We start from the raw sequence: 15,811 nt of genomic DNA, 5'->3' as shown, positions 1-15,811 counted from the left end.
TACTGCTCGGCGTCGAGAAAACACCTCGGGCACTAGAGTGGAGGTATGACAATGAACCGCGAGCACTTTCGAGATGTGCTGACGAATCCTGACTCCACACGCATTACCCGTATTGCTGCACTGTCTAACAAACACGCTCGCACCACCCACCGCCGCTTCCTTGTCGAAGGACCCGGTGCCGTGAGCGAAGCCATTGCCTTCGCCCCTCACCGTATCCACGACGTCTACTTCACCGAAGACGCCGCAGAACGTCACAGTGACCTCCTGACCGCTGCGAGTGAAGCTGATCTCTACATCCACCTGTGCTCCGACCAGGTTATGCGTACCATCTCTACTGACTGCCAAGGCATCGTTGCCGTAGTCGCCATGGAGGATGCACGTGAACTCAGTGACATCCTGTCTGGAGCAACTCAAGTTCTCATCCTGACTGAAACGCAGGACCCTGGAAACGCCGGCACCATGATCCGTGTCGCCGATGCGTCGGGCGCAGATGCAGTCATCCTGTTGAAAGGTAGCGTGGACGTCACCAACCCCAAGGTTGTTCGTGCCACCGCAGGAAGCCTCTTCCACTTGCCCATTATCGGCGGATGCACCATTGAGGAAGTCCTACGGGCATGCCGTAATGAAGGACTCAGTGTTTTGGCAGCCCACGGACGTGGAGGGGTGGACCTCTACGACGTTCATGACATGCTTACCCAGCCTGTTGCCTGGCTTATGGGTAATGAGGCACGCGGGTTGGAACCGGCACTGCTCAGTCGTGTGGATGCCGTAGTCACCATCCCCATCTTCGGCCACGCAGAATCACTCAACGTGGCCAGCGCTGCCACCGTTTGCCTCTACGAAACGGCTCGTGCCCAACGATAAGCCCACTTGGCCCCTAGTCCTTGAGCGCACTAGGCTTGGTCCTTGGATAAACCACCGATCCGGCAATGGGAAGGTAACACCATGACTGACGCACCTGCGCCAGCGCTCTCACCCCTTGATGAACAAGCAATGACTGCCTACATTGAGCAGTCCATTGCCAATATCGAGAGTGCTCACGATCTTGCAGAGTTGAAAACCGTCAAAGCAGCAGTAGTGGGTGATTCCTCCCCACTCGCCTTGGCCAACCGTACTATCGGTTCACTAGACAAAGCAGACAAACCCACTGCCGGCAAACTCCTTGGTCAAGCACGCGGACGCATTAACGCTGCTCTCACTGCACGTGAAGAACTTCTTACTGCTGAAGCTGAGGAGCAGATGCTTAACAGCGAAAAACTCGACGTCACCACTGTCGAGCCTCGCTATACTCCCGGCTCACGCCACCCCCTCGACCTCCTCATGGATGAGGTTGAAGATTTCTTCACCTCTATGGGTTGGACTATCGCTCAGGGCCCTGAGGTGGAACATGAGTGGTACGACTTTGACGCACTGAACTTCGACGCTGACCATCCAGCGCGTCAAATGCAGGATACCTTCTACATTGACGGTGAAAGTGTCGGTGCGCCAGCTGGTGAGCCTTCCAACCTCGTGATGCGCACGCACACCTCTCCTGTCCAGGCACACGTCATGGTGGAGCAGGAGCCCCCTCTTTACATCGCATGCCCCGGTAAGGTGTTCCGCTCTGACGAACTCGATGCCACCCACACCCCCGTCTTCCACCAGGTTGAAGGCCTGGCCGTGGATAAGGGCCTGACTATGGCTCACCTCAAGGGCGTACTTGACCACTTTGCCCGCGCCATGTTTGGCCCAGACGCCACCACACGTTTGCGCCCCAGTTTCTTCCCCTTCACTGAACCCAGCGCCGAAATGGACCTCTGGTTCCCTCAGAAGAAAGGCGGCCCCGGCTGGATCGAATGGGGCGGCTGCGGCATGGTCAACCCCAACGTCCTACGCGCATGCGGTATCGACCCCGACGTTTACACCGGCTTCGCTTTCGGCATGGGCCTGGAACGCACCCTGATGCTCCGCCATGCCATCGCAGACATGCACGACATCGTTGAAGGAGATCAACGCTTCTCCCAGCAGTTCGGCCTCACCGGAAAGGGACTCTAATATGCCTTTCGTTTCACGCCAATGGCTCAAAGACCACGTTGATCTGCCTGAAGGCCTCACTGCAGAACAGTTGGCTGCTGATCTGGTCAAGGTAGGCCTGGAAGAAGAACAGATCGTTCCTCCTGCCGTTACCGGTCCCCTCGTCGTCGGCAAGGTTCTTACCCGTGACGCCTTCGAAGCCTCCAACGGCAAAACCATCAATTACTGCCGCGTCGACGTTGGTGAATACAACGACGAACCCGGTGTAGGTAAGGAACCCTCTGACCTGCCCAGCCGTGGCATTGTTTGCGGTGCTCACAACTTTGAGGCTGGAGACTACGTTGTGGTTTCTTTGCCCGGAGCCGTGCTTCCCGGCGATTTCGCTATCGCTGCACGCAAGACTTACGGTCACATCTCTGACGGCATGATCTGCTCTGCCCGTGAACTGGGGCTGGATGATACCAACTTCCCGCGCACTGCCGCAGGCATCATCCTCCTTGACGAATGGCTTGGTTCTGCTGAGGCTATTCCTGCCCCCGGCACTGATGCCATCAGCATCCTTGGGCTGGGTGAAGACTTGCTTGAAATCAACATCACCCCAGACCGCGGCTACTGCTTCTCCATGCGTGGCGTGGCACGCGAGTATTCCCACTCCACCGGCGCAGCATTCGTCGATCCCGCTGATCCGACGAACACTGATCGTTTCCCCAACGGCGTGCTCAGCGGCCGTACCGACGGCAGTGAAATCATTATTGATGACCAGGGTCCTATCGATGGCAATCAGGGCTGTGATCGTTACGTGGCTCGTGTGGTGCGAGGTATCGATCCGTCTGCTCCGACTCCGTCATGGATGGCCGACCGCCTCATCGCCGCAGGCATGCGCCCCATCTCTCTGGCCGTCGACGTGACGAACTACGTGATGCTTGACCTAGGCCAGCCTCTGCACGCCTTTGATCTGGACAAGGTCAGCCTTCCCATCGTGGTTCGCCGCGCCACTGAGGGTGAAAAACTGACTACTCTGGATGACGTCGAGCGTACTCTTGACTGTCAAGACCTCCTCATCACCGACTCACCTGAAGGACAAGGCTCTCGAGTTCTTGCCCTGGCCGGTGTGATGGGCGGAGCATCCACTGAGGTTACTGATGACACCAAGAACATCCTCATTGAAGCCGCACACTTCCATCCCGTGAGCATCGCTCGTAGCGCGCGCCGTCATAAGTTGCCCACCGAATCGTCCAAGCGTTTTGAACGCGGCGTTGATACGCAACTGGCCCCTGTTGCAGCGCAGCGCGCGGTTGACCTCCTCGTTGAATACGGCGGGGGAGTGGCAGAAGATGCGGTCACCGATCTCAATAGCACCGAGGCGCCTGCCCCGATCTCCATGCCTGTCTCCGCTTCTGAGCGTCTGACTGGCGTGGCCTATACCCCTGAACGCATCGTCGAACTGCTGACCATGATTGGCTGCACCCTCAATGGTGATGTGACCAGCGTGGAGGATACCGTCGAGGTCATCCCTCCCACCTGGCGCCCCGACTTGGTGGACGTGGCTCACTTGGTTGAAGAGATTGCCCGTTTGGATGGGTATGACGCCATCACTCCTGTTTTGCCTCAGGCGCCGGCAGGAACCGGACTGACTGCTCGCCAGCGTGCTCGGCGCGACGTGATTCGTAACCTTGTCGCTCAGGGTCTCAACCAGGTACTCAGTTACCCCTTCATCGGTGACGTCCACGATTCTCTCGGCTATGCCGACGATGACCCACGTCGCCAGTGTGTCCGCCTGAGCAACCCTCTGGCTGACGACGCCCCCTACTTGCGCACCTCCATTCTTGATTCTTTGGTGGACGTTGCTCGACGCAACGTCAGCCGTGGCCTGGATGATGTGGCTCTGGTTGAGGTGGGCAGTGTCACCGAGCCTGCTGGTGCGGTGCCTGCTCCTATCCCTTCTGTGGAATCCAAGCCGTCCGACGCCGAGTTGGCCGCTCTCGATCAAGGAATCCCGTACCAGCCTTGGCACGTCGGCATCGTGCTTGCTGGCAACCGCCGTCCCGCAGGTGTGAACGGTCCAGGAGAAGCATGGCAAGCCCGTGATGCTATCGATTTGGCTCTTTCCTGTGCTCGCGTACTTGGCGTGAAGGTCACCGTTGAATCTGATGAACGTGCACCATGGCATCCTGGTCGTTGTGCCAAGATTTCATCGGTCGCATCCTGTGAAGTGATCGCATGGGCCGGCGAACTTCATCCGCGCGTTTGTAAGGCACTCGGACTGCCTGCGCGTGCTTGTGCAGCCGAACTCAACCTTGAACCGCTTTTTGCTGAAGTAGAAAAGGCTGCACCACTTACGCCTACACCCGTCTCCACCTTCCCTGTAGCCAAGGAAGATTTCGCCTTCGTTGTTGACGCCGACCTTCCCGCTGCCACTGTTCAGGCTTCCATCGAGGCAGGAGCCGGCGACCTGTGTGAAGGTGTTCGATTGTTCGACATCTTCACCGGCGAACAGGTTGGCGAAGGTAAGAAGTCACTAGCTTTTTCTGTTCGATTGCGTGGCGACCATACGTTGAGCGCCAAGGAAATTGATGCTGTGCGTAAGAAGATTATTAAGCGCACTATTCATACTTGTGGCGCCCAGTTACGCGGCTGAACCACTCGTCTTCTAAAAAGAGATGCCCTTCACATCGGGGGATCGTCGGTACGGGACTTTACGCCGTACGGCGATCCCCCTAATGCGTGCATACTTATGTGTATGAATATTCTTCTCGTTGCCGCATCTAAGCATGGCTCCACGCAAGGTGTTGCTGAAGTTATTGCTGAGGTACTCAAGGAACGTGGTCATAGCGTCGACCTTTTTTCCCCGACTGATGCTCCCGACATCGCTCCTTATGACGCGCTTATTGTTGGCTCTGCCGTCTACATGACTAAATGGATGCCAGAAGCCGTAGACTTTACTAAGCGAGTCAAGCACGAAAAGCCTGGAATTCCTGTGTGGGCATTTTCTGTGGGGTTGTCTGGACTTCCTCAGGGAGAAATCTCTGATCCTTCCCGCGTTGGTCCTGTGCTACTTAACATTCAGGCCAAAGATCATCGCACCTTCCCGGGACGCTTCGATCCTTCGCAGCTTAGTCTGCGTGAGCGCTCCATTGCTCGCCTTGGTGGTGCAAGCGAAGGCGATTGGCGCGATTTTGATGATGTCCGTGACTGGGCCTTAACGATTGCTGATGAGTTGGACAAGTGAATAACACTTTTCTCCCCGCCACCAAGGCTGCTCGCCATGCCTTAATTACTCAACTCTTGGGGCAGTACCGAATCAGTTCACAAACTGATCTTAAAGACGTTCTATCCCAGCATGGTGTGCTCACCACTCAAGCAACCTTGTCCCGTGACCTTGTTGAACTGCGTGCAACCAAGGTGCGATCCTCAACCGGGCGATCGTTCTACCGGATTCCCGAAGCTGGCGCTCCGGGGCAAGTCATGGATCCTATTGTCGATGATGAGCCCATTGAAGAAGTCCGTCCTTCGCGTTTGCAGCGCTGGTGTGCAGACCTGCTTGTTACTGCTGTCCATGCGGGCTCTCAAGTGGTGCTGCGTACTCCACCCGGCGCAGCGCAGTTGCTCGCTGCAGCGCTTGACGATGCAATGATTCCCGGAGTGATGGGATGTATTGCTGGTGACGATACGGTCCTTGTACTTACGCGTACCGAAAAGATCGCCGCCCAGGTTGTGGAACATGTTCTTAGTTTGGCTGCTCATGATCGTCACTCATCTTCACGGGTGGCCGGCGGTTTAGCTGCCACCGTGGAGGAGAACCTTACTGTTGACGATGATGATGAAGGCGTGGTTTACGCCAGCGAGCATGATCTGCGCTCATAAATGTTGTCCTTGTCGCAAACCATGTCCTGTCGTGGTAGCGCGCTGTGACTATTGCTGCTGAGCATGACACACTAACTAACGGCGAGTATTACTCGTCCACACAAGTCCATCCCGCAACGGCGGGTGACCGCAGGAGAAATTCACCGTGAGTGACGTTTTTGAAGAATTGCAATGGCGTGGCCTCGTTGCCCAGCACACCGATCTTGATGCGCTGCGTAGCGCACTAAATGATGGTCCGGTGACCTTCTATTGCGGCTTCGATCCCACGGCACCGTCCCTCCATCATGGGCATCTCGTTGCCGTGAAGGTGATGCGTCATCTGCAGATGGCAGGTCATAAGCCCCTCGCACTTGTTGGTGGAGCAACCGGTCTGGTGGGTGATCCTCGTGACAAGGGTGAACGCGTCCTGAACTCACGTGACGTTGTTGCTGGTTGGACTGATGCGTTGCGTGGTCAACTTGAAAACCTCCTTGACTTTGAAGGAGAGAACGCCGCACGTATTGTCAATAACCTTGACTGGACTGAAGCGATGAGCGCCATCGACTTCCTCCGTGATCTAGGTAAGCACTTCCGTATGGGAACTATGCTTGCCAAAGATATTGTTGCTCGTCGCCTGGCTAGTGAAGAAGGCATCAGTTACACGGAGTTCAGTTACCAGATTCTTCAGGCCAACGACTACCTTGAACTGTACCGTCGTTACGGCTGTACCCTAGAAGTAGGGGGTAACGATCAGTGGGGTAATCTCGTTGGTGGTATGGACCTCATTCACAAGACGGAAGGTGCTTCCGTTCACGTGATGACCAATCCCTTGATCACAAAGGCGGACGGAACCAAATTCGGTAAGACTGAAGGTGGGGCTATTTGGCTTGATCCCACTATGCTTTCGCCTTACGCCTTCTACCAGTTCTGGTTGACGGCCGATGATGCTGATGTGGTTCGATTCCTTAAGGTTTTCACTTTCCTTGACCGTGAAGAAATTGAGCGCTTAGAAAATGCGACACGAGAGAATCCCAAAGCTCGTGAGGCTCAGCGTGTGCTCGCTCATGAAGTGACTACCTGGGTCCACGGTGCTGAGCAGACTGCACGTGTTGAAGCAGCAACACAAGCCTTATGGAGCAATGGCGGCCAAGAGGGGCTTGCTGGCATTGATGCCGCTACCCTGGCTGGCGCTATTGCAGACTTGCCTTCGGTGAGTGGTGTGGTAGGCGAGACTTCCCTGATTGACGCTTTGGTTGGTGTCGGATTAGAAAAAGGACGTAAGGCAGCGCGACGCACCATTGAAGGCGGCGGTGCTTACATTAATAACGTGAAGATTGACGATCCTGAGCGCGTGATTGCTGTTGACGATGTTCTGGCTGGGGGAGTCGTTCTCATTCGCAAGGGACGCCGCCAACTTGCGGCCGTCAAGGTTGTTGACGCCTGAGTCGCTATGACTGACACGCATGAGGCAACTTTAACGCCAGATGGGGCTGTTATTCGACGGGTACGTAGGGCGGTTGTGCATGTTGATTGCATCGATAACGATGTAATTGTTCGTACCCTCGCCGGTGCGGCTCGGTCTGTGGCCAACGCTGTAGATCAGGCGCATTGGCCTGGGGTTTTGGGGACGATTGCTGGTAATGATTCGCTGATCATCGTGTGTGAGAGTCAAGAAAGAGCAATGAAGTTGTGCGCAGATTTCCCTCGTGGTGTTTACAGCGATGGATATTGCTTGCGCTTGGTCGACTATCCCCTGGAGGCTTCTGGTCAGATAAATGCCTCAGAGAGGGAGAACTGACCGACGTGAACGCGTCTTGTAGGAATCAGCAATGAAGTGATTTACGTCACAAATAGGTTTGTTGGTGTGGGGCCATAGTTCGCAGGTGTGGACTATGGTCCCACACGTATTTCTTAATCTATTTTTTGAGAAAAATATACTTCGGTGAAGTAACTGGACTTAACGTCAAGGGTTTGTGTTGTGATTCCAGCGATTAGTGGTGTTGCAAAATTCTGTCATTTAATTCTGGACTTTTAGCCTTTATTCGCAAATGCATAATCATGCATACCTGGTGATGTGTTGTCAGCCACTTTTCGCGCACATTTTCGGTTTCGTACAGGTTATAGTTGTAGATGTCTTTGGTTCTGCATCCACATCCACAAAGGAGTGACCTCACAGATGTCTGCTCAACCGCAAGCTGAAGCGCCTCAGGCGCCGAAGGCTGCACCACTTTCACTTTTTGCGCTGACAGCGCTCGTCATCGGCTCCATGATCGGTGGCGGCATCTTCAGCCTCCCCAGCCAGATGGCAAACGCCGCCGCTCCCGGCCCGCTTCTCATCGGCTGGATCGTCACCGGTTTGGGCATGCTTGCTCTGGCCTTCACCTACCAGCGTCTGGCAGTGTCTCGCCCTGACCTGGATGCAGGTGTTTATGGCTACGCACGTGCTGCATTTGGTGATTATGTCGGTTACTGCTCCGCATGGGGCTACTGGATGAGCGCATGGGTCGGCAACGTCGGCTACATGGTTCTGCTCATGGCTTCTATCGGTGTTTTCCTTCCCGGGTTTGGGGACGGTAACACTGTTCTGGCGATTGCCTGCGCTTCTGTACTTCTGTGGGTCATGCATTTCTTTGTTTTGCGTGGCATTCATGAAGCAGCCGTTGTTAATACTATTGTGACTGTCGCCAAGATTGTCCCCCTTGTTGTCTTCATCATCATCGCCGTCATCTCCTTTAAGGCAGGTGTCTTTACCGCAGACTTCTGGGGCAAGACCACTGAGATTGGTGGCGAATCACTTGGTTCCACGCTTCACCAGATGAAGGGCATGATGCTCGTGACTGTGTGGGTCTTCATCGGTATTGAAGGCGCCTCCGTCTACTCTGAGCGTGCAGCAAGCCGTAAGGATGTTGGCAAGGCCACTGTCATGGGCTTCCTTGCAGTGCTCGCACTTCTCATTTTCGTGAACTTCCTGTCCTATGGCATCCTCAGCCAGCCTGAACTGGCTGACCTGAAGGATCCCTCTATGGCAGGCGTCCTTGATGCAGCCGTCGGCTCTTGGGGTTCTAAGTTCATTGCTGCTGGTCTGATCATCTCCCTTCTGGGTGCGCTGCTCGCATGGGTCCTCATGTGTGCAGAAATCCTGCGTGTTCCTTCCAAGGAAGGCGTGCTTCCTAAGTGGATGGGTAAGGAAAACAAGAATGGTGTTCCCTCCGGAGCTCTCTGGTTGACCAATGCTTGTGTTCAGGCCCTCCTCATCTGGACACTTTTCAATTCATCTACCTACACCAGCCTTATCTACTTGGCATCTGCTCTGATCCTCGTTCCTTATCTCTTAAGCGCTCTCTACCAACTCATGCTTGCTGTCAAGGGTGAAGGTAAGGGCGGCTCTAGTGACCTGTTTGTCGGCATCGCCGCAACTGCGTACACCATTTGGTTGGTTTACGCCGGTGGCCTGGTCTACCTGCTCTTCTCCGGTCTTGTTTATGCCGTCGGTACTGTTTTCTTCGTCCAAGCACGTAAAGAGAACGGTGTTGCTAAGCCTTTCAAGACCTACGAACTGGTCCTCGTCGTTCTCTTTGTTGTCATGGGCTTGACCGCAATCTTTGGTCTTGTCACAGGCTCCATTGACTTCAATCTGTGATCGCATGAGTAATTACTAGTGGGTAACAGTGCTCTTTTTTCACTAGAAGTCGCTAGAACCCACATATTGAGAAGTTTATTTGGGTAACCATATGAACCTCTCAAAGCGAGGTGAAGTGACAAGACACCTTGCACGGTATCTCTGGGTACCACAACAGATAAACAAAGGTGGCGGCCGCTGGTCGTAACCCGCGATTGGCGGCCGCCCCGACAACTCCACCACTCAAAGGAGAGTTTCAAATGTCCGCAACTCCTCACGGCGTATGGTCCGAAAACGGCAAACTGCGACGCGTGATGGTGTGCCAGCCCGGCCTCCAGCATGCTCGTTTGACCCCCACCAACTGTGAAGAACTCCTGTTCGATGACGTTTTGTGGGTTGAGCAGGCTCAGAAGGACCATGATGTCTTCACCTCCCTTATGCGTGAGCGTGGCATCGAAGTTCTCGAAATGCGCGAGCTCCTCGCTGATGTACTCTCCATGCCCGAAGGTCGTAAGTGGATTCTCGATCACCGCGTTACCGATAACTCGGTTGGCGTTGATGTGGCCCTGAACCTTCGTGCATACCTCGACGAAATGGACTCTAAGGCTCTGGCCATTCTCCTCCTCGGTGGCCTGCACGTTGCTGAAGCACCCCTCGAGGTCACTGGTCACATGCTTAAGACCCTCGATGCAGATAGCGATGAACCCACGTGGCTTATCAAGCCCCTGCCTAATACCCAGTTCTCCCGTGATAACTCTTCCTGGATCTTCCAGGGTGTCACCTTGAATCCCATGTACTGGCCTGCGCGTCAGCCTGAAACTCTGCTGGCTGCAGCCATCTACAAGTTCCATCCTCAGTTCACTGACTATGAGTTCCCAATTTGGTTCGGTGATCCCACCAAGTACTGGGGTGACGCAACCCTTGAGGGCGGTGACGTGATGCCCGTCGGTAAGGGCATTGTCGCCATTGGTATGGGTGAGCGTTCCTCTTACCAGGCAATTACCCAGGTCGCACGTAACCTATTCGCACAGGGTGCTGCTGAGCGTGTGATTATCGCTGGTCTGCCCAAGACTCGCTCCGCTATGCATCTCGACACCGTGTTCACCTTCTGTGATCGTGATGTTGTCACTGCATATGGACCGATTGTTGACCGTATCCGTCCCTTCTCTATTCGCCCCGGCGACAAGGAAGGCACCATCGAGATCCATGAGGACGAAGGCTCCTTTGTTGAGACCCTCGGCCGCGCACTTGATGTTAACTTCACCACCGTTTACACCGCAGGCGATGCTATCCAGGCAGAGCGCGAGCAGTGGGATGACGGTAACAACGTCGTGGCTCTTGAGCCTGGTGTTGTTGTTGGTTACGATCGCAACCTTGGCACTAATGCCAAACTGCGTGAAGCAGGCATCGAAGTTCTCGAGATTCCTTCTCGCGAACTCGGCCGTGGCCGTGGCGGCGGTCGCTGCATGACCTGCCCGATTGATCGCGATCCCGTCTACTGATCGGCACCGTGACGGGGTAGTTCTTGTATCTCGTCACTTCCGATCACACCGGTGGTGACACGTGCGCTGCACGTGTCACCACCGCCCCAGGGATTTCATGCGCGACGGAGCACATGTTCCCACCACACAGACACGCCGCGGTGTGTGTCGCTCACTGTGTGTATAGCGTTTATTCGCTACAACTCTTCCGCAGGTCGCAGTGACACCAGTCAATTTCGACCAACCCTTTGAATCACATAACCCAACACGGGAAGGTATTTCCATGACTCATCACGAACTTTTCGGCCGTCATTTCCTCAAGGAAACTGATTTCACCCCTGCCGAATGGCGTTCGCTGCTCGATCTGTCCGCTAAGCTCAAGGCTGATAAGAAGGCCGGCCGCGAGGTGAAGACTCTCAAGGACAAGAACATTGCCCTGATCTTTGAGAAGACCTCCACCCGTACCCGTTGCTCTTTCGAAGTCGCTGCATTCGATCAGGGAGCACACGTTACCTACCTTGATCCCACCGGTTCCCAGATGGGCCACAAGGAATCCGTGGCTGATACCGCGCGCGTGCTCGGTCGCTTCTACGACGGCATCGAGTTCCGTGGCAAGCAGCAGGCTCACGTTGAGATCCTCGCTGATCTCTCTGGCGTTCCCGTCTGGAACGGTCTGACTGACGAATGGCACCCCACCCAGATGCTTGCTGACCAGCTCACCATGATCGAGCACTGCGACAAGCCAATCGAGCAGATCGCTTTTGCTTTCTTGGGCGATGCTCGCAACAACGTAGGTAACTCTCTTCTCATCTCCGGTGCCATGATGGGCATGGACGTTCGTATGGTTGCTCCTCCGGAACTGCAGAACTCTGAGGAGATCGTCGCCAAGGCACTCGAAATTGCCAAGGAGACCGGTGCACGTATTACCATCACCGAGGATGTCGAGGTTGGTGTCAAGGGCGTTGACTACCTCTACACTGACGTCTGGGTTTCCATGGGTGAGCCCAAGGAAGTGTGGGATCAGCGTATTGCCCTGCTCAAGGATTACCAGGTCAATGCTGAACTCGTTGAGAAGACCGGTAACCCCGATGTCAAGTTCATGCACTGCCTGCCCGCATTCCACGACCGCAACACCACGGTCGGCGAGGATATCTTCGAGAAGACCGGCATGCCCGCCCTTGAGGTCACTGATGACGTGTTCGAGTCCGAGCGTAACGTCGCATTCGACGAGGCTGAGAACCGTATGCACACCATTAAGGCTGTTATGGTCGCTACCCTCGGCGAATGGGAGTGAGAACATCCATGCGAATTGTTGTAGCTCTGGGTGGTAACGCCCTGCTCCAGCGTGGCGATAAGCCTGACGCATCAACCCAGATTGACAACGTCAAGGCAGCAGCCGTGGCATTGGCTAAGTTGGCTCAGGACAACGAAGTCATCATCACCCACGGTAACGGCCCTCAGGTTGGTGTTTTGGCTCTTGAGTCTGCAAACGACGAGCGCCTGTCGATGCCTTACCCCTTCGATACCCTCGGTGCCGAAACTCAGGGCATGATTGGTTACTGGCTCCTTCAGGCCATGCAGAACGAATTGCCTGGGCGCAAGGTTGCTGCCATGGTGAACCAGACTCTGGTTAGCGCTGACGATCCGGCGTTTGCCAACCCCACCAAGTTTGTTGGTGAGGTGTACTCCAAGGAAGAAGCCGAGCGTTTGGCCGCTGAGCGTGGTTGGAGCGTTAAGGCCGATGGCGAGTACTACCGTCGCGTAGTTGGTTCGCCTAACCCCGTGGGCGTTGTTGAAACCGACGTTATTCGTTCCTTGGTGGATGCTGGAGTTCTCGTTGTCTGTGCTGGTGGTGGCGGTGTTCCCGTTGTCCGCGGAGAAGATGGCAAGTTGACCGGTGTTGAGGCAGTGATTGACAAGGATCTCACCGCAGCACGCCTGGCCGAAGACCTCGGTGCTGACGTTTTGATGATTCTGACCGATGTTGAGGCTGTATACGAAGGCTTCGGCACTGATGCTGCCCGCAAGATTGAGCGCGCAACTCCCCAGGAAGTTCGCGATATGGGCCTGCCTGCAGGATCCATGGGTCCCAAGGTTGAGGCAGTTTGCCGTTTCGTTGAAGCAACCGGGGGTGCCGGTGCTATCGGTCGACTTGCTGATTCCATTGACGTGATTGCTGGCAAGACCGGCACCATCGTCACTAGGGACGGTAAGTATGGCGAGTGATCGCTAAATAGTCTTCTCGGTCTGTTGGGCTGAGAGTCTTGATAAGGGCGGTGCGCGTACCGTATGGTGCGCGCACCGCCTTTTCTTATGTTGCGTGATGTTTGAGTACAGGCATTATCTATTTAACTGCGAATACTTTTACTGTGTGTTTCGTTTTGAGCGGCAGTCTTCTAAGTGAGTATGCACTGTTGCGTTTTGTCATCACTTTGAGGTGTCTGAAGAACATCTTGAGAATATGTGCGTTTTGCCGATCGAAAAAACTTGCAGATGCTCACGCCATCGGGGATTAGATGGTTAAACTTTTATCATTGATAAGGCGCAGCGTTGCGTCGTTCATGAGCGAATCCGTCGTCCCTGTCGCACTAGAAAGGGTAACTCTATGTCTGCTGCTGCAGTCGCTGAGAAGGGTCCCCAAGGTTCAACAAAGAAGTTGAATTTCCGAGCGCCCTCCGCATTTACTATCCTCTTCGTCCTAACGATTCTGGCAGTTATTGCTACCTGGTTCGTTCCCGCTGGCTCATACTCGAAACTGGTCTACAACGCTGACGCTAATGTCATTGAAGTATCGACTCCAGCTGGTGAAGTCGAAACCTTTGAACCTGACCAGGAATCACTTGATGAACTCGGCGTAAAAATCGATATTGGCGAGTTTACTTCCGGTGCTATTAAGAAACCTATTTCCGTTCCTGGAACCTATGAGGAACTTGAATCCAACCCTGCATCGTTGACTTCTGTTCCGCAGTCCATGGTTGATGGCACTATCGAGGCAATCGACATTATCGTCTTCATCTTCGTTCTTGGTGGCCTGATTGGTGTTGTCAGGGTGACCGGTGCCTTCGAATCTGGATTGATGCGTCTGACAAAAGCGACCAAGGGACGTGAATTCCTGATGGTCTCTGCCGTCTCTTTGTTCATGATCATTGGTGGTACCAGTTGTGGTCTTGAAGAAGAAGCAGTGGCTTTCTATCCCATCATTGCGCCTATTTTTATCGCGATGGGTTATGACTCAATTGTTGTTGTAGGCGCAATTTTCTTGGCCGGATCCATTGGTACTTGTTTTTCGACAATCAACCCGTTCTCGTCAGCTATTGCTAACAACGCCGCCGGTATTGGTTTGATGCAAGGTATGACATGGCGCGTCATCGGTCTAATCGGTGGCACCATTGCTGTCATTATTTATTTGCGGTGGTACTCCTCGAAGGTCAAAGCAGATCCGACGTTCTCTTATTCCTATGATGATCGTGAGGCATTCCGTGACCAGTGGCAGATGGGGGGCGTTGATGACGAACTTCTTCCCTTCGATTGGCGCCGTAAAGTTATCCTGATTCTTTTTGTTGCTGCATTCCCCATCATGGTGTGGGGCGTCATGGCAGGTGGCTGGTGGTTCCCCACCATGGCTGCATCGTTCCTGACTATTACGATCGTCATCATGTTCATCGCAGGTCTGGGCAAGGGAGCTCTTGCTAATGAAAAGATGCTCGTGGACGGATTCAGCGAAGGTGCGGGTAGCCTCGTTGGTGTCTCCTTGATTATTGGTCTTGCGCGTGGCATTAACATGATCCTTAATAACGGGCTGATTAGTGACACCATGCTGTACCACGCTGCTGATGTGGCTTCGAAGATGAGCGGCCCCGCATTCGTGCTTGTTCTGCTCTTCATCTTCTTCTTGCTTGGCTTCGTGGTTCCTTCATCATCAGGTCTGGCCGTGCTTTCCATGCCGATTATGGCGCCCTTGGCTGACTCGGTGGGCATTCCCCGTTTCGTGGTGGTATGCGCTTATCAGTGGGGTCAGTACGCCATGCTCTTCTTGGCGCCGACCGGTTTGGTTATGGCAACACTGCAGATGCTCGATATGAAGTACTCGCACTGGTTCCGTTTTGTGTGGCCCATGGTGGTCTTCGTGTTGGCCTTCGGTGGCGTTTTGCTCGTGATCATGTCTTTGGTCTACGGCTGATCGCGTCAATGCCTAGCGAGCGAGTCGCCCTGAAATGTCGGGACATGACGATTTCTGGTGGTCTTGAAAGCTTACTTCTGTGTAGACATGTACGAGAAGTACACACTGGTATTTAGGTCAGCGAAATTATCGGCAGTACTTGTGAGGCTCGCGAAGCGTCCTGTGTCATGGCGCAACCAGGTTAAAAGTGTCAGGCATCCAGAGGTTACTGTGAGGTAACAAACGAATAGCGACTCTGCTAGGTGAAAATTCTTGAAGTGGGGCGAACTTGAAAACTTAGTTCGCCCCACTTCTTGTTGATATTCCGGTGAAAAATAAACGAATATGACGTCTGTGTTGACCATCACGCCTTGTCGAGTTGACCTGTAGAAAGCAAGGGCCGTAATGTTCTCTCCGGCCCAAGGCGAGCGCGAAAGTGCAAAACGCCAAACGGCTGGTCCAACCCGAGGAAATCGAGAAGGTCCTGTCAGTCAGATCACACGGTTTGAATTTGACAGAAATTCTTCAAGTTCCTAGAGTTGGGCAAGCATTCCGCAAAGAGGAAGTTTTGGTAAATGCCAAATGAAATCTTTGGTGGGCATGTTGTTTGAGAACTCGATAGTGTGTCAAGTTTATTTATGCCATGAGCATGCATGACTTGTTGTTGTGTGTGTTTATTTTTGTTTTGTTTGCTGT

The 15,811-nt window shown here is 54.1% G+C and carries 11 protein-coding genes and 1 pseudogene; all 12 read left to right on the top strand.

Annotated features, from left to right (window positions below):
- Positions 1-45: 45 nt before the first annotated feature.
- The 12 genes and pseudogenes from A9753_RS04810 (at position 46) to A9753_RS04755 (ending at position 15,136) form a co-directional block, all read left to right on the top strand.
- The gene (locus tag A9753_RS04810) at positions 46-864 is read left to right on the top strand and encodes a TrmH family RNA methyltransferase (RefSeq protein ID WP_067781212.1); all 819 of its coding nucleotides are present in this window, start codon (positions 46-48) and stop codon (positions 862-864) included.
- Positions 865-945: 81 nt separating this feature from the next.
- Positions 946-2,034, top strand: coding sequence for a phenylalanine--tRNA ligase subunit alpha (gene pheS / locus A9753_RS04805; RefSeq protein ID WP_067781209.1), 1,089 nt, complete (start codon positions 946-948; stop codon positions 2,032-2,034).
- Between the two features lies 1 nt (position 2,035).
- The gene (gene pheT / locus A9753_RS04800) at positions 2,036-4,651 is read left to right on the top strand and encodes a phenylalanine--tRNA ligase subunit beta (protein ID WP_067781206.1); all 2,616 of its coding nucleotides are present in this window, start codon (positions 2,036-2,038) and stop codon (positions 4,649-4,651) included.
- A 102-nt stretch (positions 4,652-4,753) separates the two neighbouring features.
- Complete coding sequence (locus tag A9753_RS04795) at positions 4,754-5,242, top strand: flavodoxin domain-containing protein (protein WP_067782215.1); 489 nt, start codon at positions 4,754-4,756, stop codon at positions 5,240-5,242.
- A pseudogene (locus A9753_RS04790) lies at positions 5,239-5,751 on the top strand (arginine repressor); the annotation flags it as partial. The gene A9753_RS04795 and the pseudogene A9753_RS04790, both read left to right, overlap by 4 nt.
- Before the next feature lie 271 nt (positions 5,752-6,022).
- Positions 6,023-7,300, top strand: a complete 1,278-nt coding sequence (tyrS, locus tag A9753_RS04785) for a tyrosine--tRNA ligase (RefSeq protein ID WP_067781200.1) — start codon at positions 6,023-6,025, stop codon at positions 7,298-7,300.
- A gap of 75 nt (positions 7,301-7,375) precedes the next feature.
- Positions 7,376-7,654: an arginine repressor gene (locus A9753_RS04780; protein ID WP_176702736.1), complete on the top strand. Its 279-nt coding sequence runs from the start codon at positions 7,376-7,378 to the stop codon at positions 7,652-7,654.
- Positions 7,655-8,032: 378 nt separating this feature from the next.
- A complete protein-coding gene (gene arcD / locus A9753_RS04775) occupies positions 8,033-9,496 on the top strand; it encodes an arginine-ornithine antiporter (RefSeq protein ID WP_067781194.1) in 1,464 nt (487 codons plus the stop codon).
- A gap of 239 nt (positions 9,497-9,735) precedes the next feature.
- A complete protein-coding gene (locus A9753_RS04770; RefSeq protein ID WP_067781191.1) occupies positions 9,736-10,977 on the top strand; it encodes an arginine deiminase in 1,242 nt (413 codons plus the stop codon).
- A gap of 262 nt (positions 10,978-11,239) precedes the next feature.
- Positions 11,240-12,250: an ornithine carbamoyltransferase gene (gene argF / locus A9753_RS04765; RefSeq protein WP_067781188.1), complete on the top strand. Its 1,011-nt coding sequence runs from the start codon at positions 11,240-11,242 to the stop codon at positions 12,248-12,250.
- Positions 12,251-12,258: 8 nt separating this feature from the next.
- Positions 12,259-13,182, top strand: coding sequence for a carbamate kinase (gene arcC / locus A9753_RS04760; protein WP_067781185.1), 924 nt, complete (start codon positions 12,259-12,261; stop codon positions 13,180-13,182).
- A gap of 379 nt (positions 13,183-13,561) precedes the next feature.
- Entirely contained in the window at positions 13,562-15,136 is a 1,575-nt protein-coding gene (locus tag A9753_RS04755; RefSeq protein WP_067781182.1) for a YfcC family protein, read from the top strand.
- The last annotated feature ends 675 nt before the right edge of the window (positions 15,137-15,811 follow it).

This window comes from Actinomyces vulturis (assembly GCF_001687305.1).
Classification (GTDB): Bacteria; Actinomycetota; Actinomycetes; order Actinomycetales; family Actinomycetaceae; genus Actinomyces; species Actinomyces vulturis.
Note: the sequence above shows the minus strand (reverse complement) of the source record. Positions and strands in the feature narration are given on the sequence as shown.

Coding starts and splice junctions, on each gene's coding strand:
- A9753_RS04810 (WP_067781212.1), top strand. CDS start 46: ATGACAATGAACCGCGAGCACTTTCGAGATGTGCTGACGAATCCTGAC.
- pheS (WP_067781209.1), top strand. CDS start 946: ATGACTGACGCACCTGCGCCAGCGCTCTCACCCCTTGATGAACAAGCA.
- pheT (WP_067781206.1), top strand. CDS start 2,036: ATGCCTTTCGTTTCACGCCAATGGCTCAAAGACCACGTTGATCTGCCT.
- A9753_RS04795 (WP_067782215.1), top strand. CDS start 4,754: ATGAATATTCTTCTCGTTGCCGCATCTAAGCATGGCTCCACGCAAGGT.
- arcD (WP_067781194.1), top strand. CDS start 8,033: ATGTCTGCTCAACCGCAAGCTGAAGCGCCTCAGGCGCCGAAGGCTGCA.
- A9753_RS04770 (WP_067781191.1), top strand. CDS start 9,736: ATGTCCGCAACTCCTCACGGCGTATGGTCCGAAAACGGCAAACTGCGA.
- argF (WP_067781188.1), top strand. CDS start 11,240: ATGACTCATCACGAACTTTTCGGCCGTCATTTCCTCAAGGAAACTGAT.
- arcC (WP_067781185.1), top strand. CDS start 12,259: ATGCGAATTGTTGTAGCTCTGGGTGGTAACGCCCTGCTCCAGCGTGGC.
- A9753_RS04755 (WP_067781182.1), top strand. CDS start 13,562: ATGTCTGCTGCTGCAGTCGCTGAGAAGGGTCCCCAAGGTTCAACAAAG.